Origin of the sequence: Sphingobium lactosutens DS20 (genome assembly GCF_000445105.1) — a bacterium.
GTDB lineage: Bacteria > Pseudomonadota > Alphaproteobacteria > Sphingomonadales > Sphingomonadaceae > Sphingobium > Sphingobium lactosutens.
The window spans coordinates 1-18,678 of record NZ_ATDP01000048.1; the positions used below are offsets into that span (position 1 = coordinate 1).

Below are 18,678 nucleotides of genomic sequence, written 5' to 3' on the forward strand. Positions count from 1 at the left end.
CGTCAGGACGCAAAGCTCATAGCTGATCCGGTTTACCCGCCCATCGTCATCAATGACGGAACTGCGCCATCGCGCTGGAATCACCTCATCGATCGGAACATCCTGCAATGGCACGAAGCGGCATCCGCCATCCACCTTGCTCCTGATCCAGTCGAGGGCCGCCAGGACCGGCCGCCACACCGCGTTGTTCGACCGGAACTCAAGTACGGAAAGCAGGCTTGGCAGCATGCGCCGGTAATGATTGGCCCAGGAACCACGCATCACCTTGTAGATGCGCCGGTCCAGAGCGCCCTTCGCATGGCTCTCCTTGACGATCGCCGCCAGCTTGGCCTTACCGGCGATCGGGAAAATGACATCGCAGATGCGCCCCGATGGTTCATTGATCGAGGCGCTGGCGATCTCGACCAGCAGGCGCTCCTTTCCATAGACCCGCTCGATGTCTTTCGCGATATCGCCCACCACCTTGCGTTTCGAGCGCGTTCCGATCTTGTGAACGGTTTCGATCAGCAGGTCGATCATCGCGTCAGTGAGTTGCGCCTCCCGCGACATTAGATAAATCGCATAAAGGCCGAGCTGTCGCGCCGGCGCATGCCGGCGCATCTCCGAGGCCTTTTCACCGGCAACGCGGCGAACAATCTGATCGACCCATGGCTTGCCCGTAGCCGTCAGGAGATCATGGGGAAGATCAAGTCTCTGGATAAAGGCGAGTTTCTCGGTCACGTCGAGAATGTTGTCGAGCGTTGCCTGTCCGGCGTCACCCTTCATCCTGTTGAATCCGGTCGAGCTGTCCGGATCGGCAAGCGAGGCTTCCAATAACGCCACCGCATCTGACGAAAGCCGATCACTGGCTCCGATCAGCCAGGTGTCCAGATAATCTTGCCGTTGTGAGCGAACGACACGTTCAAGCTCCTTGCGCGACGGCCCATAAATACGCCGGTCCCGGCACCACAGGAAAACATGCTCAAGCATGGCATTGATCGACTGGCCGCCCGGGCACAGCTCGCCAGCAATCCATTCCGTCAATTGCGCGCGATCCACCCGCTTCATGCGGTGATATCCAAGATGGATCAGGATCTCCGCACAATGCCGTCGTGCTGTCCGACTGGAAAAGTCATAACCGGCTATCTCGCCAGCCTCGACACCGAGTTGCTCGGCCAGATACGAGAGGCCATCGGTAGGGATTGAGCCGGGATCGATCGCGAAAAACCCCAGGGAAGCGAAGAATTTCAGCTGTGCGGCGAGGCCAAGGCGCGTCAGGGCCGGCTTCGAATTTACAAAATCAATATCGGCAAAGCTCAGGCTCCATCGTCCGATCAAATCCCCGCCCGGAATACTCCGATCCATCAACCCACTCCCTATGATGGAGCGAACTGTCCTCTTCTATGATTTCCATCGTCAATACCGAATGCCACGTTCCCAAAACGTTCTCCGACTTGGCCAAAATCGCAGCTTGGGGCCGACTGGGCCCGGTACGCAGGTTGGTGAACGCCGCAAGAAAGCCGGTTTCCTGCGCCACCTCATGCAGTAGCTCGGTGATGCGGATGCGTGGCATCATGGCATCGAGCCGGTCGGCCAGCGCTTCGGCGTCGGGCGTCGCGATCGTGCGAACGGGGGATATCTGGAGGCGGTCGTCGCGATATCGCACACCCTCCAGAGCGTCGCGCTTCAGGCGCTGGGCAAATTTCTTAAGCCGCCAGTCAAGTTCGCGGCCCCGCTGTTCGAGCCATTCGCCGGCTGTGGGTGGCAGACCGAGAGCCGACACGATCGGCTTCGCCTGGGGTTCGCTGAGCAGGTAGCTGTCGAACCGGCGGTATCCTGCCGATCGCTCCACCCAGACATCCCCGGAACGCAGCTTGTTGCGCAGATGCGCGATCGTCGCGATTTCCCAGAGACGCCGGTTGATCTTGCCGTCATCGCCCACGACGATTTTCCGCCATTCCTTGCGGAAGGGCATCGGAGCGTCGGCAGGCAGATCGCGTTTGCCCGACCTGTTGAGGTCGCGCAGCATCTCGATGGCGGCGATCGTTTTTGCACTGCCCTTTCCGGCCCTGAACTGGAGCGCCTCAAGCAGGTCGGGGGCGAACTTGCGCAACGTCGCATAGCGGTCGGCCGCCACCGTCAGCGGATCAAGGTTGGCGGTTTCCGCGATTGTCGCCACTTCTGGCCTCGCCTTCAGGAGGGTGTTCCACCCGACCGATGCGTCCAGGGCCTCCATTGGATCTTCGCCGGTATCGACCGCATCGGTCAATGCGTCGATTGTCCTGCGAAAGATCAGCATCAGCCGCGCCACATTCTTTGACGTGGTGGCATAGCTGCGCGCCTGGGCGTTCTTCGCGCGGGTGAAGATGCTGCCGATCAGCTTGTCCGCCATCTCCAAGGCGTTATCGGTCAGTCGTTCCTCGAGGTCGAGCAGGAACGCAACCAGCGTAGCGCGCCGTCGGGAGGGAATATATCGCTCGATCATATAGGCAGGCGAAGCGCGGCCTTCCCTGACATATTGCCGAAATCGGTCGGCATGGATGCGGCCAGCCACGTCCGGGGAGATGCCGATCTTCCGCACTTGCCGCAGGCGGTCGAGAATCTGGCGGATGTGATCGGGCCTGGCCGCAACGGGAATGGTCTTGAGCGAAGCGAGTTGGCTCATGCCGCCGGCGTCGTCAAAGACCTGGTCGAGGGCGTGGACCTGTTCGGCGCTAAGATCAGCGATCAGGGCGTAGGCAGCCTGCTTGCGGGCACGCGCGCGTCCCGCACTACTGGCGCGTTCGATGGTGGAGATGGACGGCAGTAGAATCCGGGCCTCGCGAAGGGCGGTGACAACGCCGATCGCTATCGTCATCCCCTTGTCGGTCGCCCATGCCGTTTTCGCGGCCGCTTCGATCATGAAGGGAATGTCGGCGCGGGTTGGTCCACGAAGGCCCGCTCGCATCGCCAGCTCGCGGGCATGGTCCGTCATCGTCTGATCCCGCGCTGCATAGTTGGCCAGGTCGGTTACGTGTAGACCAAGTGGCTCTGTTGCAAAGATTGGCGGCAGTCAGAGGTAGGCTGTCGCTCTGCGCCGATCAGGCGGCTGCTGCGAAATGGTGGTTGAGCATGCCCATGGCCTCCGTCAGCGCCGAGGGCCCAATGCCAAAAGCTCTCTCCACAAGGCGCACCTCGCCCCTGATGCCGGGCTGCAGGCACCAGGGGCGAGCCTGTCCTTTGCGCAGGGCTCGCATGACTTCGAATCCCTTGATCGTGGCATAGGCCGTGGGGATCGATTTGAAACCGCGCACCGGCTTGATCAGTATCTTGAGCTTTCCGTGATCGGCCTCGATCACGTTATTGAGATACTTCACCTGCCGGTGGGCCGTCTCCCGGTCCAGCTTTCCTTCGCGCTTCAATTCGGTGATCGCTGCACCATAGCTCGGCGCTTTGTCGGTATTGAGCGTGGCAGGCTTTTCCCAGTGCTTCAGGCCTCGCAGGGCCTTGCCCAGGAACCGCTTCGCTGCCTTGGCGCTGCGGGTCGGCGACAGGTAGAAATCGATCGTGTCGCCCCGCTTGTCGACTGCCCGGTACAGGTAGGTCCACTTGCCCCGCACCTTGACGTAGGTTTCATCCAGGCGCCAGCTCGGATCAAAGCCACGCCGCCAGAACCAGCGCAGCCGCTTCTCCATCTCCGGGGCGTAGCACTGGACCCAGCGATAGATCGTCGTATGGTCGACCGAAATGCCGCGTTCCGCCAGCATTTCCTCAAGGTCGCGATAGCTGATCGGATAGCGACAATACCAGCGCACCGCCCACAGGATCACATCACCCTGGAAATGGCGCCACTTGAAATCCGTCATCGTTCCGTCCGTCCAATCTCCGCCAAGCATGCTCAAGCTTCACGATTTTTGCAACAGAGCCGCCGTGATGATCGCCCCGGTCTTGCCGCCTGCCTGAAATCGTTGCGCGACGGCGATGTCCTCATCGTTTGGAAGCTCGACCGGCTCGGCCGAACGCTCACCCACCTGGTCAGCACGGTGCAGAATCTGTCGGATCGCGGTATCGGTCTGCGGGTGCTCACCGGCAAGGGCGCGCAGATCGACACCACGACGCCATCGGGCCGGATGGTGTTCGGCATTTTTGCCACACTGGCGGAGTTTGAGCGGGATATGATCCGCGAGCGCACCATGGCTGGCCTGGCCGCTGCCCGCGCGCGGGGACGCAAGGGTGGCCGCAAGTTCGCCCTCTCCAAGGCCCAGGTGCGGCTCGCTCAGGCTGCTATGGCCCAACGCGACACGTCCGTTTCCGACCTCTGCAAGGAACTCGGGATCGAGCGCGTCACTCTCTACCGCTATGTCGGTCCCAACGGGGAACTCCGGGATTACGGTCAGCGCGTGCTTGCTGCCAAAACGCGATGATGATGACGGGAGCCCCGATCAAACTTACCCAAGCGGACGCCGCAGACGTTGCAGACCTGTACAACCGTTGCAGCGACTATTTCCTGTTGCAGGACGGGGCCGCGCCCACGCTGGACGATGCTCGCGAGCTTTTCTCCGATGTGCCGCCCGAAAAGAGCGCCCACAATCAAGCTGTCCTGGGATGGAAGGGGCCTGGCGGCCTATATGCAATCGCGGCCATCCTCCGCGATTATCCGCGTGATGGCACATGGTATCTCGGCTTCATGATCGTAGATGCCGCACAGCGTGGTCGTGGCGTCGGACGCTCAATTTACTCGACGGTCGAAAGCTGGGCCGCTGCGAGAGGTGCCATAGAGATTCGGTTGGCCGTGCTGGAAGCGAATGAAGCGGCAGAGCGATTTTGGCGTTCTCTCGGCTTCATTGAGTATCGGCGCGTTGGGCCAGACACCTTCAAAATGCGTAGCCATCGCCGGATAGAACTGAGCCGTCGCCTTTCTGGCGCGACCGTAGAAGGCAGCAACAAGTAAGATCTCGCGCCGGCTATCTGGGCGAGCTTGGCGTAGGATTCCGCCCCCTCCCGCAAACGCCCCCTTCGGCCGTGTGCATGCGAATGATAAAAGAGAGTGGCCGCCGGCTGACGGATCGGCAGCGTCGGACGCCAAGTCTCGCCTGGACTAATGGTCTGGTGGGGGCTGCCGTCCAGCTCTCCCGGTACGAGCAGCCCGTGCCAGTGAACCGTGGTATCAGCAGACAGATTGTTGCTGACAGTCACCGTCACGTCGTCCCCGCGATGTACCCGCAGAGTCGGGCCGAGATAGCTTCCGTTGTATCCCATGGTGGCGCTCCGCCGCCCTGGGAAGAAAGTGGTTTCCCCTTCCTGCGCCCTCAGTCCAATTCTCTGCCCATGGTCGCGTGCATCTAACAGGCGAGGAATGGGCAGCGTGCCTGCTTGGTCCGGCGTCGCAAATCTGCGCGTGCATGCCGCCCCCAGCAGGAGGCCTCCGCCCGCCAAGACAGTTCGCCGGCTCAGAAAAGTCATTTCGAAGCCCCTCCTGAGCAATCGTGAAACTGACGCAAACGCGCTTTTCTCGATCCGATGAGATCCACCGAGGCGAAGCGCCGCTCTTCCCTTAAAGGGCGCGCGGGAGGGCAATATCCGTAATACCCGAACCGATCGCTTTTGTGCCCGCCCCCTCTGGGAAGACAAAATTGCCCTTCTAAGCTGGTTGCGGCCCTCGCCAGTTGATCAATAATCAGCCAGGCGAGCGTTCAATCACTGCGGCACCGATCCGAGCGAGCGTCTATTCCGACAATTTAGCCTGGGCCAGTCCGAGTGGCTGGTTCGGCGGTGGGCCTTGCCACGATCGCGCCGAAGCAAAAGCGGCGTGCGATTTACGTTTCGCTGTTCGCCACTGCAGCAGGCGGCGTCGCTTTCCAGTGCTCGGGCTAGGCGGAGGCTTTGATGGCCGCCGTCGTCGGTCATCCGCGCCCAGCTTTTGCTAGTAGCCGAACTAAAGCTGACATTGCAGGCTGACCGCCAGCTTCGCAAATTACGTATACTGCCACCTCCAGGCCGATACCATCTCAACGGCAAGCTCCCTGGGGAGCGAGAATCGACCGGGCATGTGTCCGGTCGCACTGAAACTCAGACTTGAAGGAATCATATTTGCGCAAGAAAGCAGCGATTATCGCTTCGCTCGCAGCCTTTGGCGTCCTTGCCGTCGGCGCCGGGCCAGTTCTCGCCGATGGGATGCCGCCGGGCATGCCCGACCTTGAACAGACGCTCAAGGCGAAGCCGGCGCCGGCTCGGTCCGACACGGCCCAGATGCAAGGCATGCGACACCGCGAAGTACGGATGCACGGTGAGATGATGCAGGACCATCGGATCGCTATGCGGGAGATGGGAACCCAGGACGGAGCCTCCCGCATGTTGCATAGGTCGCGGGGCGGTTGCTGACCCTGCATTAAGCCAGCTCCGACCACGAGGCTGGGCGGCCAACGACCGTGGCCTAGTTCAACCGCAGCTTTGACCCGCCGTTCTCCCACGGCGGGCCAATTGGCTTTTGCACTTCGCTGCCGGCCGCCATCAAGCGGGATCATGAATTCGCTTGAACTTGGGCCATGGTCCACCCCGCACGATCCCGCGCATGCTTGTCGCGATCCAAAGCGGATTCGTAAGTTACGTATACAGACTGCGTCTCGCTAGCAGCATTGAAGCTTCGGAATTGCCGGGATCGGAACGTCGACCGGGCAACAGGACGAACACTCGGAGACCCTCAATGCGACAGACGACATTTCGCGCGGCGACCATCAGCCTCTTCGCGACGCTAACCTTCGCCGCCGGCACCGCTCTCGCCCAGTCGACGCCCGCGCCCGCGCAGACTGCGCCGGCCCATGCCCACCAGCAGGGCATGGATCATGGCGGGCAGCAGATGCACGATCAGATGATGAAGGAACATCAGGCCGGCGCGCAGAAGCAGCAGCGGCAACCGGCCCAGCAGGATCAACAGGGCATGTCGGGGATGGCCGGCATGTCCGGCGGGTCGCCTGCATCGAACGGCTCGGGCATGGCCGGTAAGGCGAAGAGTGGCTGCTGCAAGATGCCGATGAAGAAGGCCAAGCCGGCCGCGAAGAAGACCGCCAAGCCCATGGCCGACAAGCCGATGAGCGACATGTGAAGTTTCCAGCCCCGATAAAACACCCCCCGGGGCTGAGGGCCCGCCGCCGCCCCCGCGGCGGGCCAGTTCTTTGACGATGCCCAGCGTCGCCCCGTGCTCCCAACTTTCAAAGCCGGGACCGAGCAACTGACGTGAGAGAGGAAACAGTGATGCGAAAACATCTTGGCGTCGGTGCTGCTGTTGGCTTTCTGCTCTTTGGCAGCACGCCGCTCCTCGCACAGGGTATCGGCCATAGCTTGTTCATGCGCGGCAAGATCGTCCGTACGGATGCGGGCGGCACAGTGGCCTGCCTGGGCAAAGCCGATGGCGCGCACATCGGGCAGATACTCGAAGTCTATCACGCAACGCCGCGCCACCGCCGCCTTGTCGGTCATGTCGAAGTCGACCAGATTTTCGACGACCATTACGCTCATTTCCGCGTGAGGGACGGGACGCTTCAGAAAGGCGATTGGGTGAGCCTAAAGCGCGTCCGGGCGTAACGCCAGAATTGGAATGCCAAGCGCCGCCCTCCCCAAAAGAAGAATCAGCCGAGTAGCGTGTCTCGGCATAATTCCGATCATGCGTGCGCGAATAGGTTCGGGAGTCGATGAATACTCATCGGCTCCGTTGGCGTGTCTGACCCTCAAAGACCGCGACACCGATACCAAACTACCTTCTGCGGAACTTACTTATAGGCCGCCCGGGCAAAGAGATTACTCCGTCAGGCCATCGATAGAGATGGAGTCAGGTAATGTTCGAGAAGGCGATCGGGACCATCAATGCGGCGGCCTCCTTCCGACACCGCTATGATAATTTCATCGGTGGTCGATGGAATGCTCCTGCGAGCGGCGAGTATTTCGCCGACAAGAGCCCGATCAATGGTGCCCAGATCGCAGAGTTCGCGCTGTCGACGCCGGAAGATGTCGAGCGCGCGCTCGATGCGGCGCACGCTGCCAAGGATCAATGGGCAAGAATCGCCCCCGCCGAGCGCGCCAGGATTCTCAATCGTGTCGCCGACCGGCTCGAGGATAATCTGGAGCTGCTGGCGCTTGCCGAGACGATCGACAATGGCAAGCCGATCCGCGAGACGCGTGCTGCCGACGTTCCGCTTGCGATCGACCATTTCCGCTACTTCGCCGGCTGCATCCGGGCGGAGGAAGGCGGCATCTCGACGATCGATGCGGACACCATCGCCTATCATTTCCGCGAGCCGCTCGGCGTCGTCGGCCAGATCATCCCGTGGAACTTCCCGCTGCTGATGGCGGCGTGGAAGATCGCGCCGGCGCTGGCGGCGGGCAACTGCACCGTCATCAAACCCGCATCCCAGACGCCGCTCACCTTGCTGATGTTCGCCGAGCTCACCGCCGACATCCTGCCGCCCGGCGTGCTCAATGTCGTCACCGGCCCGGGACGGACCGTTGGCCAGGCGATCGCCGCCAATCCGCGCATCGCCAAGGTCTCGTTCACCGGCGAGACCGTCACCGGCAAGCAGATCATGCACGCCGCGGCGGACCATCTGATCCCCCAGACGATGGAGCTTGGCGGCAAGTCGCCCAACATCTTCATGGCGGACGTGCTCGACGAGGACGATGCCTTCTTCGACAAGGCGCTCGAAGGCTTTACTTTGTTCGCCTTCAACAAGGGCGAGGTCTGTACCTGCCCGTCGCGCGCCCTGATCCATGAGTCGATCTTCGACCGCTTCATCGAGCGCGCCGTGGCGCGCGTCGCCGCGATCCGCCAGGGCGATCCGCTCGACCCGTCGGTCCAGGTCGGCGCGCAGGCGTCGGAGGACCAGCTCCACAAGATCCTGGGCTATATCGATATCGGCAAGGCCGAGGGCGCGCAGTGTCTGGTCGGTGGCGCCAGGGCGCTGCCGGGCGGTGCGCTCGACCAGGGCTATTTCGTACAGCCGACCGTGTTCGTGGGTCAGAACCACATGCGCATCTTCCAGGAGGAGATCTTCGGTCCCGTCCTGGCGGTCACCACCTTCAAGACGGTCGAGGAGGCGATCGCACTTGCCAACGACACCGCCTACGGTCTTGGCGCGGGCGTCTGGACCCGGAGCGGCAACACCGCCTACCGTCTGGGCCGCGCGATCGAGGCCGGGCGGGTCTGGACCAACTGCTATCACCAGTACCCCGCCCATGCCGCCTTCGGCGGATACAAGGCGTCGGGCTTCGGGCGTGAAAATCACCGGATGATGCTCGACCATTATCAGCAGACCAAGAACCTGCTCGTCTCCTATGACGAGCACGCGCTCGGCCTGTTCTGACCCCTCGCTCAAAAGGAGAAACGGACATGGCGAAAACCATGAAGGCGGCGGTCGTCCGCGAATTCGGCAAGCCCCTGGTCATCGAGGACGCGCCGATCCCGACGGTCGGCCCCGGGCAGATCCTGGTCAAGATTGCGGCAACCGGCGTGTGCCATACCGACCTGCACGCGGCAGAAGGGGACTGGCCGGTCAAACCCAACCCGCCCTTCATTCCTGGCCATGAAGGCGTCGGGCATGTCGCCGCCGTCGGTGCGGGCGTCACCCATGTGAAGGAAGGCGACCGGGTCGGCGTGCCCTGGCTCTACACCGCCTGCGGGCATTGCGTGCATTGCCTGGGTGGCTGGGAGACGCTTTGCCACGAACAGCAGAACACCGGCTATTCGGTCAATGGCAGCTTTGCCGAATATGTCCTCGCCGATCCCAACTATGTTGGTCACCTTCCCGACAATGTCGACTTCCTCGACATTGCGCCGATCCTCTGCGCGGGCGTCACCGTCTACAAGGGATTGAAGGCCACCGAGGCCCGACCCGGCGAGTGGGTGGTCGTCTCAGGGATCGGCGGGCTCGGCCACATGGCGGTGCAATATGCCCGTGCCATGGGTCTCAATGTGGCCGCGGTCGACATCGACGATAGCAAGCTCGACCTCGCTACACGCCTTGGCGCCACACTGACGGTCAACGCGCACAGCGAGGACCCTTCGGCAGCGCTCAAGAAGGCGATAGGCGGCGCGCACGGAGCGCTCGTCACCGCCGTTTCGCCCAAGGCGTTCCAGCAGGCGCTCGGCATGGTCCGGCGCGGCGGCACGGTCGCGCTCAATGGTCTGCCGCCGGGCGACTTCCCGCTGTCGATCTTCGACACCGTGCTGAACGGCATTACCGTGCGAGGCTCGATCGTCGGCACGCGGCTCGATCTGCTCGAGGCACTGGCGTTCGCCGGCGACGGCAAGGTCAAGGCCACGGTCCATGCAGACAAGCTGGAGAACATCAACGACGTCTTCTCCCGCATGCACCATGGCGACATCGAGGGCCGGATCGTCCTCGACCTCGCCTGAACCCGACTTCGCGAAAGTACAGTTCATGTCTCCCTTACATATCCGGCCGATCGCACGGCGCCGTTTCGTCCAGGGGCTGGCGATCGGCGGCGCGGTTGCCGGCTTCGCCCCGGCGCTTCTCGCGCGATCCGCCCCAGTCTCGCCCGCCGAGCTTAGCGGGACCGAGTTCGACCTCGAGATCGCCGAGCTGCCAGTCAACTTCACCGGCAAACGCCGTATCGCGACCGCCGTGAACGGCAGCGTGCCCGCGCCGGTCCTGCGCCTGCGCGAAGGCGACACGGTCACGCTCCGTGTGCGCAACGGCCTCAAGGAGATGTCGAGCATCCATTGGCACGGCATCATCGTGCCGGCGGAGATGGACGGCGTGCCCGGCATCAGCTTTGCCGGCATCGCGCCGGGCGAGACCTTCACCTATCGCTTCGAGGTCCGCCAGAGCGGAACCTACTGGTATCACGCTCACACGCTCGCCGAGCAGACGGGACTCTATGGAGCGATCATCGTGGAGCCGAAACAGGCGCCGGCGGCGCGGGCGCCCGATCGCGACTATTGCATCGTGCTCAGCGACTGGTCGGACGAGCCGCCGCTGCAGATCTTCCTCAATCTCAAGAAGCAGAGCAGCTACTATAATTTTGCGCAGCCGACAGCCGGCGACTTCCTCAAGGATGTCGGCGCCATGGGCCTTGGGAAGGCGCTCGAGCGGCGGCGGATGTGGAACAGCTCGCGGATGAACCCGACCGACTACAGCGATGTCTCTGCCGCGACCTACACCTATCTGATGAACGGCGCGCCGCCCGCCGGCAACTGGACCGGTATCGCCGCGCCCGGCGAACGCGTGCGCCTGCGCTTCGTCGGCGCGGGGACGGCGACGTTCTTCGACGTGCGGATCCCGGGGGTCGAGCTGACGGTCGTATCGGCCGACGGGCAGCCGGTCGAGCCGGTCACGGTCGAGGAATTCCGGATCGGCCCGGGCGAGACCTATGACGTCGAGTTCACCATGCCCGAGGGCGGCGCCCGCACCATCTTCGCGCAGGCGATCGATCGGAGCGGCTATGCCCGCGGCACGATCGCACCGGCTCCGGGCATGGCGGCAGCCGTGCCGCCGCTCGATGCCCGGACCTGGCTCGAGCCGGTCGACATGATGGGCGCGATGGCGACGATGGGCGCAATGGGAGGCGACGCGCATGCCGGGCACGGCATGACCGAGATGCCGGCCAGGGCACAGCACGCCCGCACCGAATATGGCGCCAATACCGACATGCGCGTCGACTATCCCCGCACCAATCTGGACGATCCCGGCGCCGGGCTGCGCGGGCGCGGCTGGCGCGTGCTGACGCTGGCCGATCTGCGCACGCCGGGCGGCGATCCCGACCCGCGCGAGCCCGAGCGCGACATCGAGCTGCATCTGACGGGCAATATGGAACGGTTCATCTGGTCGCTCGACGGCATCAAGCTCAACGATTCCCGGCCGCTGCATTTCAAGCCGAACGAGCGGCTGCGCGTCACCTTCGTCAACGACACGATGATGGCGCATCCGATGCATCTGCACGGCATGTGGAGCGATGTCGAAGGCCCGGACGGCGCCTTCCAGGTCCGCAAGCATACGGTCGTGGTCCAGCCCGCCCAGCGGGTGAGCTTCCGCGTCACCGCCGACGCCATGGGCCGATGGGCCTTCCACTGCCATCTGCTCTATCACATGGCGGCCGGCATGTTCCGGGAGGTGGTGGTCGCATGATCCGGATTATCCCCTCGCGCGGCATTGCTCTTGGCGTTGCCCTCTTCCTGGCGCCGGCGATCACGGCTCCCGCCCTCGCGCAGGATGCCTTGCCCCCGTCGCCCGCCGCCACCCCTGCCCAAACGGCCACTCCCGATCCAAACTCACCTTCCGCGCAAGGCTCTCAGGAGCATGCGGGCATGGACATGCCGGGCATGGATATGACCGACACGAAGGCGTCCGGTAACGGCGCCACGATGGACATGGGCTCGATGCAGGGTGGCAAGGCCCCGCCGGACGCGCGCAACTCGGACGATTATGCCGACGGCTATCGCAACTCGACGCTGCCGGGCTATGAGATGGCCGACAAGCTCTCGATCCCCAAGATACTTGTGGATGAGCTCGAGTTCACCAGCGGCAACGAGGGTCAGGGCGTGGGCTGGACCGTGCTCGTCACCAAGGGTCAGGACAATGACAAGCTCTGGCTGCGCAGCCAGGGGCTCAAGAACTCCCGCGACCAACGTCTCGATCCGGAGAGCAGCGTCGAGGCGCTGTGGTGGCACAGCAAGAACCCGTTCTGGGGCACGCTGCTCGGGGTCAGGCAGGATCTCGGCAAGGGTGCGACCACCTGGCTCGCCGCCGGCGTCGAGGGACTGGCGCCCTATTGGTTCGACGTCCAGCTCACCGGCTATGTAGGAACCGATGGGCGTCTCGCGGCGCGCGCCAAGGCCTCCTATGAGGTCCTGTTCACCAATCGGTTGATCCTTACGCCGCAGGTGGAAACCAATATCTATTCGAAGCGGTCGAGCGATCGGCAGCTCGGCAGCGGCTTCAGCAATGTCGAGCTGAGCGGACGGTTGCGCTACGAGGTGTCGCGCAAGTTCGCGCCCTATATCGGCTTCGTCTGGGAGCGCGCATTTGACGGCACGGCCGATTTCCGTCGCCTGCGCAGGGAAGGGCCTTCCGAACACAGGCTGGTGATCGGCTTGCGCGCCTGGTGGTGATCCGCGGATGGCCACTCGAGGGATCGACCGCGAACGCGCCGCGTGACAAGGCTGGATCGCAAGCCAACGGTCGCTGGCCGGCCTCCTTTTTCGTCTTGTTGCTCGCGGCGGCTGCGGCGTCGGCGGGACAGACGGCCATTCTCGCCTTCCTTCCGGCACTGGTCGACCCGGCTCGTGGCGCGCTATCGTCAAGCGCTCATGATTTTCACGTCGCGAGCCTGACTGCGGTCCATCCCCTGGCAGCCTTGCTGGCGGCGCCGCTCTGGGGCTGGATCGCGGACCGGGTCGACTATCGGGCGATGTTGCGCGCAGCGCTGGTCATCCTCGCGCTGGTGACCGCGCCGATCGGCCTCGTCGGGTTGCCTGAGCTTTATGCATTGCGTCTGGTGGCGGGGATGGCGTCGGCCGCCATCATACCGTTGGGCTTGCTCTGCGCGAGCTTTGCCGCAAGCGGGCGCGCGGACCAGGCGCGCCGCTTCACCTGGCTGACCGCCTTCGTGTTTCTGGGCGATCTCGCCGGTCCGCTGGTGGCGGAGGTCTCGGCCGCGATCCTGCCCCGCGCTCCCCTCATGATCCTCGCTCTCGGCATCGGTGCCGTCGGGGCGGCGCTTTGCGCCGTGCGTCTGCCGCGCTGGTGTGCACCTTGCATCGATGGCGGAGACCTGCCCGCGCCTACGCTCGGCGCGACGTTGATCCTGCTTTTTATCACGATCGTCGCGGGCGGCGGGCTGGCGGCGATGCATGTCAATCTCCTGGTGACGCGGAGCGCCATTTCGCTGAGCCGCGAAGAGATCGCCTGGATGCTCAGTCTCTGCGGATTGGGCATGCTGGCGGCACAGATCTTCCATGCAAAGCTGGATTGGCTGGTCACTGTGCCGAGGCGGCTTGCCGGATTGACGCTGGGCCTGCTGGCTGTGGCACTTTTCATGTTTCCTGTCGCCGCGAGTATGGCCGAGCTCAGTGGGATCATCGTTGCTGCCGGCTGGAGCTCGGCAACCCTTCGATTGGTCACCAGCTTCTGGATCAGCGGCGGCGGGGCCCCTTCAGGCGTGAAGCTCGGTTTCCAGCATTCCGCCGCCAGCATCGGGCAGGCGCTCGCGCCGCTGGCGATAGCCATCGTCGCTCCCGGGGCGCAGCCGCTCGTTCTGTGGGGGATTGGTGGTCTATCGCTAGCGCTGCTTGTGTCCCTGCCGCTAGCCTGGAGGCCGCCCGCCATCGTAAAATCATCTGCGTGATGAGGGGAGGGGCGCATTGATGCGTATAGAAAAGAAGGGGCCTCTGCCCCATGCTTATCGTTCTTCCGGGAGTCATTTCATGAAGACCCGCCTATTCGTCGCCTTGCTGTTCCTCGCCATGCCCGGCGTAGCGCTTGCGGCCAGTGATATCGTCGTCCACCGGGATCCGGGATGTGGATGTTGCGAGAAGTGGGCGCAGGCCGTGCGCGCGAAGCTGGGACGCAAGGTCGTCATGCGTGACGATGCGTCGCGCAGCGAGCTTCAGCGCAAGGCCGGCATGCCCCGGACGCTGGCATCTTGCCACAGCGCGATCGTCGATGGCTATATGATCGAGGGCCATGTCCCGATATCCGACGTCAAGCGCTTGCTGGCGACCCGTCCTGCGGGCGTCAAAGGCATTGCGGTTGCGGGGATGCCGATCGGTTCGGAGGGCATGGAAGTGGCAGGCGCTGCCCGCCAACCCTATACGGTGGTGGCCTTCGGCAGCGCCGGTCAGCGAATTTTCGCCCGCCATTGATATCGCGCGGTTTGCAGCATCCTGCAGAATTGCCCGGTGGTAGAGGACCCCGCTGTCGAGTGTAGAACCTTGTGTCAAGCGAGCTGATGGCGTCCCTACCCCTACCTACACTGAAAAAGCAACGATTTGTCTTGTAAGTTGTTCGCGGTCGTCTCCATGATTTGCCTGAATTTGGCCCAAAATGTGGGAACGATTGTGGGACCGTTTGCCCACCGAAAGTGTGAGAACGGCCCCAACATTCCCGATCAGGGCCCCGAACCGATGGCACTCACAGCATTGAAGGTGAAAAACACGAAGCCCGGTCGCCATGTCGATAGCCGGGGCTTTGCCTGATTGCACTTTGCGTTCGCTTGCATTACATCGTCATGCAGAAAGGAAATCGACATGGCCGCAAACGCTCTTGTGCAGACCCGGATCGACGGAGCGGTGAAGGAGGAAGCCGCGACCGTGCTGGCTGCTATGGGGCTGACCGTCTCCGATGCCGTGCGCCTGATGCTGACCCGCGTTGCCCGCGACAAGGCCTTGCCGTTTGAACCGCTGGTGCCCAATGCCGAGACGATCGAGGCCATGAAGGAAGCGCGCGAGGGAAAGGGCAAGCGGTTCGCCACGGTGGTCGACCTGATGGCCGACCTCAATGCGGACGATTGAACGCTTCGGGCGGTTCAAGCGCGACTACAAGCGGGAGAAGAAGGGGCAGCACGCCAAGACGCTGGACGCTGACCTGATCCCGATCATCGAGGCGCTGGCATCCGACGAGCCGCTTGAACCGCGCCACCGCGACCATGCGCTGACCGGCGACTGGCGCGACCATCGCGATTGCCACATAAAGCCCGACCTCGTGCTGATTTACCGCAAGCCCGATGACGACACCTTGCAGCTTGTGCGCTTGGGATCGCACGCGGAATTGGGTTGGTGACGCCCGCGCATGGCGAGCTTATACGTTTGTCGGGTATGTCAGCCAGAGGCACGATTACGGGTTAGGTGTGATCAGCGAGCATCCGATGCCAACAAGCTTTTGCAGAAGACATCAATCGCAGAGATGCATTCGGCAGGCGCTGCTTGAAACAAAAATGAGGGCCATAAATCACTTTCACCCTCAAATTCTGACAAATTTGCCGTTAGTTCACGACTGGTGAGCGAGAAATGAGCCGATCGCGTTGGGCTTGAAGAGCCGACCGCTCGCTCCACCGTCGTGACCCCTACGTTGATGACCGGCGGATGCTGGCCCGGTAGACGATGCTGCCGAGAGCGACGACGACGCCCATGATGGCAAAAGATTCCATGCTCGAATGGCTCAAAAGCCAGATCGTGAGAAGGAAACCCTATTTCCGTGATTTGCTCGATCACATGCTCAGGGTGTTGATTTCCACTGAGAAGTGACCCGGGTAGGGCGTAAATTTCCACTGAGAATTGACCCATGTTGAACTCGTCCCTGGCTTTGACAAGCGAGGGTATATGGAGTGTTGGACATGGCGTTATTGAGCGTTATCCGGCGCTGGCATTTTCGCGATCATCTACCGATCCGGGAGATAGCGCGGCGCACCGGACTATCACGCAACACGATCCGCAAATATTTGCGGTCCGAGACGATCGATCCGCGGTTCAAGGTGCCTGATCGACCAAGCAAACTGGACCCATTTGCTGAGCATCTGGCGGCCTGGCTGCGGCGCGATATGGGCCGATCGCGCAAGCAGAAGCGCACGATCAAGCAGTTTCACGCCGATTTGGTGAGCCTGGGTTATGAAGGATCCTACAACCGGGTTGCCGCTTTTGCTCGGGACTGGCGCGAAGATTATCGGCGCCAGCAACAGATTGGCGGGCGTGGGACATTCGTGCCCCTGTCGTTCGCGCCGGGGGAAGCTTTCCAGTTTGATTGGAGTGAGGACTGGGCAATCATCGCCGGGGTTCGGACCAAGCTGCAGGTCGCGCATTTCAAGCTCAGTTACAGCCGGGCATTCATCGTGCGCGCCTACCTGCTGCAAACCCATGAGATGCTGTTCGACGCCCATAATCACGCCTTCCGCGTGCTGGGCGGCGTGCCGCGCCGGGGTATCTATGACAATATGCGCACGGCCGTCGACAAGGTCGGGCGTGGCAAGGAACGCACCGTCAACGCACGCTTCCTGACGATGGTCAGCCACTATCTGTTCGAAGCTGAGTTCTGTAACCCGGCTGCGGGATGGGAAAAGGGGCAGGTCGAGAAGAATGTCCAGGATGCGCGGCACCGTCTGTGGCAACCCACGCCGCAGGTCGAAAGCCTTGATGCGCTGAACCTGTGGCTGGAGGAGCGCTGCAAGGCGTTATGGGAGGACATCCCTCACGGGATCGAACCCGGATCGGTTGCCAATGCCTGGGCCGATGAATCTGAGTGTCTGATGGTTGCGGGCAGGCCCTTCGATGGTTTTGTGGAATATCGCAAACGGGTATCGCCGACGTGCCTCATCCACTTTGAGCGCAATCGCTACAGCGTACCGGCCTCTTTCGCCAATCGCACTGTCAGCCTGCGCGTCTATCCTGATCGCTTCCAGGTCGTCGCCGAGGGGCAGCCAATCTGCGCACATCAGCGCATCATCAACCGCTCTCACGACGGTCCAGGTCATACGGTTTATGACTGGCGCCATTATCTGGCGGTCGTGCAGCGCAAGCCCGGCGCCCTGCGCAACGGTGCGCCCTTCCTTGAGCTACCCGATGCGTTCCAGCGTCTGCAGCGACATCTGTTGCGCAATCCCGGCGGCGACAGGGAAATGGTCGAAATACTGGCGCTGGTTCTTCATCATGATGAGCAACTGGTGCTGACGGCGGTCACCATGGCGCTGGAGGCTGGCGTTCCGACCAAGACCCATATCCTCAATCTGCTCTATAGGCTGGTCGACGGAAAACCGATCTCCACGCCGCCGGTGACGGCGCCCCAGGCGCTCAAGCTGGTCAGCGAACCGATGGCCAATGTCGAACGCTATGATGATCTGCGCAAGGAGAAGCGTCATGCGTCATGACCCTGCCAGCGGCGCCATCGTCGTCATGCTCCGCAGCCTCAAGATGCATGGCATGGCGCAGGCCGTCACCGATCTCATGGAACAGGGATCTCCAGCGTTCGAAGCCGCCATCCCGATCCTCTCCCAGTTACTCAAAGCCGAGACAGCAGAACGGGAGGTTCGGTCTGTGGCCTATCAGCTCAAGATCGCGCGCTTCCCTGTCTATCGCGATCTGGCCGGCTTCGACTTTACCAGTAGCGAGGTCAATGAAGCTCTGGTGCGTCAGTTGCATCGCTGCGACTTCATCGACATCGCCGACAATATCGTGCTGGTCGGCGGTCCTGGCACCGGCAAGAGCCATGTGGCAACGGCGCTGGGCATCCAGGCCATCGAACATCATCGAAAGCGCGTCCGCTTCTTCTCGACGGTCGAACTGGTCAATGCGCTCGAGCAGGAAAAAGCACAGGGCAAGGCCGGTCAGATCGCCAATCGCCTCCTGCACTCCGATCTCGTTATCCTGGATGAGCTTGGATATCTGCCGTTCAGTGCTTCAGGTGGCGCGCTGCTCTTCCACCTGCTGAGCAAACTCTACGAGCGCACCAGCGTCATCATCACCACAAACCTGAGCTTCAGCGAATGGGCCACCGTGTTCGGCGACGCCAAAATGACCACGGCGCTCCTCGATCGGCTTACCCATCACTGCCACATCCTGGAGACCGGCAACGATAGCTTCCGCTTCAAAAACAGCTCTGCCAAGCAGGCCAGAACCCAAAAGAGAAAACCACGGGTTGACCCACCCGTGACACCCGAAACATAATCCGCAGACGGGTCACTTCTCGATGGAAAACCCGGGTCACTTCTCAGTGGAAATCAACA

Annotated in this window: 18 protein-coding genes and 2 pseudogenes; 14 read left to right on the forward strand and 6 right to left on the reverse strand. The window is 62.5% G+C overall.

Annotation, left to right across the window (positions count from 1 at the left end):
• The 3 genes and pseudogenes from RLDS_RS31110 to RLDS_RS31120 all read right to left on the reverse strand — a co-directional run.
• Positions 1 to 1,344: DUF4158 domain-containing protein (locus tag RLDS_RS31110; RefSeq protein WP_021224664.1), on the reverse strand; the 1,344-nt coding region annotated here is incomplete at its 3' end.
• A gap of 76 nt (positions 1,345 to 1,420) precedes the next feature.
• Positions 1,421 to 3,019: pseudogene (locus tag RLDS_RS31115) on the reverse strand (DUF4158 domain-containing protein); the annotation flags it as partial.
• A gap of 40 nt (positions 3,020 to 3,059) precedes the next feature.
• Positions 3,060 to 3,824 (reverse strand): IS6-like element IS6100 family transposase, encoded by a 765-nt coding sequence (locus RLDS_RS31120; protein WP_001389365.1) that lies wholly within the window; start codon positions 3,822 to 3,824, stop codon positions 3,060 to 3,062.
• Between the two features lie 48 nt (positions 3,825 to 3,872).
• Between RLDS_RS31120 and RLDS_RS31125 the strand changes: the two genes are divergently transcribed.
• Together RLDS_RS31125 and RLDS_RS31130 are read left to right on the forward strand one after the other, a co-directional pair.
• A complete protein-coding gene (locus RLDS_RS31125) occupies positions 3,873 to 4,382 on the forward strand; it encodes a recombinase family protein (RefSeq protein WP_083434574.1) in 510 nt (169 codons plus the stop codon).
• A gap of 86 nt (positions 4,383 to 4,468) precedes the next feature.
• Positions 4,469 to 4,909: a GNAT family N-acetyltransferase gene (locus RLDS_RS31130; protein WP_236616780.1), complete on the forward strand. Its 441-nt coding sequence runs from the start codon at positions 4,469 to 4,471 to the stop codon at positions 4,907 to 4,909.
• A gap of 74 nt (positions 4,910 to 4,983) precedes the next feature.
• Here RLDS_RS31130 and RLDS_RS57160 read toward each other — a convergent pair.
• Positions 4,984 to 5,421 (reverse strand): annotated as a pseudogene (locus RLDS_RS57160) (multicopper oxidase domain-containing protein); the annotation flags it as partial.
• Positions 5,422 to 6,042: 621 nt separating this feature from the next.
• On the reverse strand, positions 6,043 to 6,264 hold the full coding sequence (locus RLDS_RS56610; RefSeq protein ID WP_009823981.1) for a hypothetical protein: 222 nt from the start codon (positions 6,262 to 6,264) through the stop codon (positions 6,043 to 6,045).
• Between the two features lie 397 nt (positions 6,265 to 6,661).
• Between RLDS_RS56610 and RLDS_RS56615 the strand changes: the two genes are divergently transcribed.
• The 10 genes from RLDS_RS56615 (at position 6,662) to RLDS_RS31180 (ending at position 15,746) form a co-directional block, all read left to right on the forward strand.
• Positions 6,662 to 7,060 carry a hypothetical protein gene (locus RLDS_RS56615; protein WP_021224453.1) on the forward strand — a complete coding sequence of 133 codons (399 nt, stop codon included), beginning with the start codon at positions 6,662 to 6,664 and terminating at the stop codon, positions 7,058 to 7,060.
• Positions 7,061 to 7,209: 149 nt separating this feature from the next.
• Positions 7,210 to 7,539: a hypothetical protein gene (locus RLDS_RS31140; RefSeq protein ID WP_021224454.1), complete on the forward strand. Its 330-nt coding sequence runs from the start codon at positions 7,210 to 7,212 to the stop codon at positions 7,537 to 7,539.
• 251 nt (positions 7,540 to 7,790) lie between these two features.
• Positions 7,791 to 9,311 (forward strand): aldehyde dehydrogenase family protein, encoded by a 1,521-nt coding sequence (locus RLDS_RS31145; protein ID WP_009823976.1) that lies wholly within the window; start codon positions 7,791 to 7,793, stop codon positions 9,309 to 9,311.
• A gap of 26 nt (positions 9,312 to 9,337) precedes the next feature.
• Positions 9,338 to 10,363 carry an alcohol dehydrogenase AdhP gene (adhP, locus tag RLDS_RS31150; RefSeq protein ID WP_007683342.1) on the forward strand — a complete coding sequence of 342 codons (1,026 nt, stop codon included), beginning with the start codon at positions 9,338 to 9,340 and terminating at the stop codon, positions 10,361 to 10,363.
• Positions 10,364 to 10,388: 25 nt separating this feature from the next.
• On the forward strand, positions 10,389 to 12,095 hold the full coding sequence (locus RLDS_RS31155) for a copper resistance system multicopper oxidase (protein ID WP_007683343.1): 1,707 nt from the start codon (positions 10,389 to 10,391) through the stop codon (positions 12,093 to 12,095).
• The gene (locus RLDS_RS31160; RefSeq protein ID WP_009823975.1) at positions 12,092 to 13,078 is read left to right on the forward strand and encodes a copper resistance protein B; all 987 of its coding nucleotides are present in this window, start codon (positions 12,092 to 12,094) and stop codon (positions 13,076 to 13,078) included. Before RLDS_RS31155 ends, RLDS_RS31160 begins: the two co-directional genes overlap by 4 nt.
• Positions 13,072 to 14,313: an MFS transporter gene (locus RLDS_RS31165; RefSeq protein ID WP_007683345.1), complete on the forward strand. Its 1,242-nt coding sequence runs from the start codon at positions 13,072 to 13,074 to the stop codon at positions 14,311 to 14,313. The genes RLDS_RS31160 and RLDS_RS31165 overlap by 7 nt, the downstream gene beginning before the upstream one ends.
• 79 nt (positions 14,314 to 14,392) lie before the next feature.
• Complete coding sequence (locus tag RLDS_RS31170; RefSeq protein ID WP_007683347.1) at positions 14,393 to 14,830, forward strand: DUF411 domain-containing protein; 438 nt, start codon at positions 14,393 to 14,395, stop codon at positions 14,828 to 14,830.
• A gap of 384 nt (positions 14,831 to 15,214) precedes the next feature.
• The gene (locus RLDS_RS31175; protein WP_004212689.1) at positions 15,215 to 15,478 is read left to right on the forward strand and encodes a type II toxin-antitoxin system RelB/DinJ family antitoxin; all 264 of its coding nucleotides are present in this window, start codon (positions 15,215 to 15,217) and stop codon (positions 15,476 to 15,478) included.
• Positions 15,465 to 15,746 (forward strand): type II toxin-antitoxin system YafQ family toxin, encoded by a 282-nt coding sequence (locus RLDS_RS31180; RefSeq protein WP_004212690.1) that lies wholly within the window; start codon positions 15,465 to 15,467, stop codon positions 15,744 to 15,746. Before RLDS_RS31175 ends, RLDS_RS31180 begins: the two co-directional genes overlap by 14 nt.
• Positions 15,747 to 15,817: 71 nt before the next feature.
• Here RLDS_RS31180 and RLDS_RS56620 read toward each other — a convergent pair whose 3' ends face one another.
• On the reverse strand, positions 15,818 to 16,249 hold the full coding sequence (locus tag RLDS_RS56620; protein WP_201767458.1) for a hypothetical protein: 432 nt from the start codon (positions 16,247 to 16,249) through the stop codon (positions 15,818 to 15,820).
• A 50-nt stretch (positions 16,250 to 16,299) separates the two neighbouring features.
• Between RLDS_RS56620 and istA the strand changes: the two genes are divergently transcribed.
• A complete protein-coding gene (gene istA / locus RLDS_RS31185; RefSeq protein ID WP_009823850.1) occupies positions 16,300 to 17,823 on the forward strand; it encodes an IS21 family transposase in 1,524 nt (507 codons plus the stop codon).
• Positions 17,813 to 18,619 (forward strand): IS21-like element helper ATPase IstB, encoded by an 807-nt coding sequence (gene istB, locus RLDS_RS31190; RefSeq protein ID WP_009821099.1) that lies wholly within the window; start codon positions 17,813 to 17,815, stop codon positions 18,617 to 18,619. Before istA ends, istB begins: the two co-directional genes overlap by 11 nt.
• Positions 18,620 to 18,678: the final 59 nt, after the last annotated feature.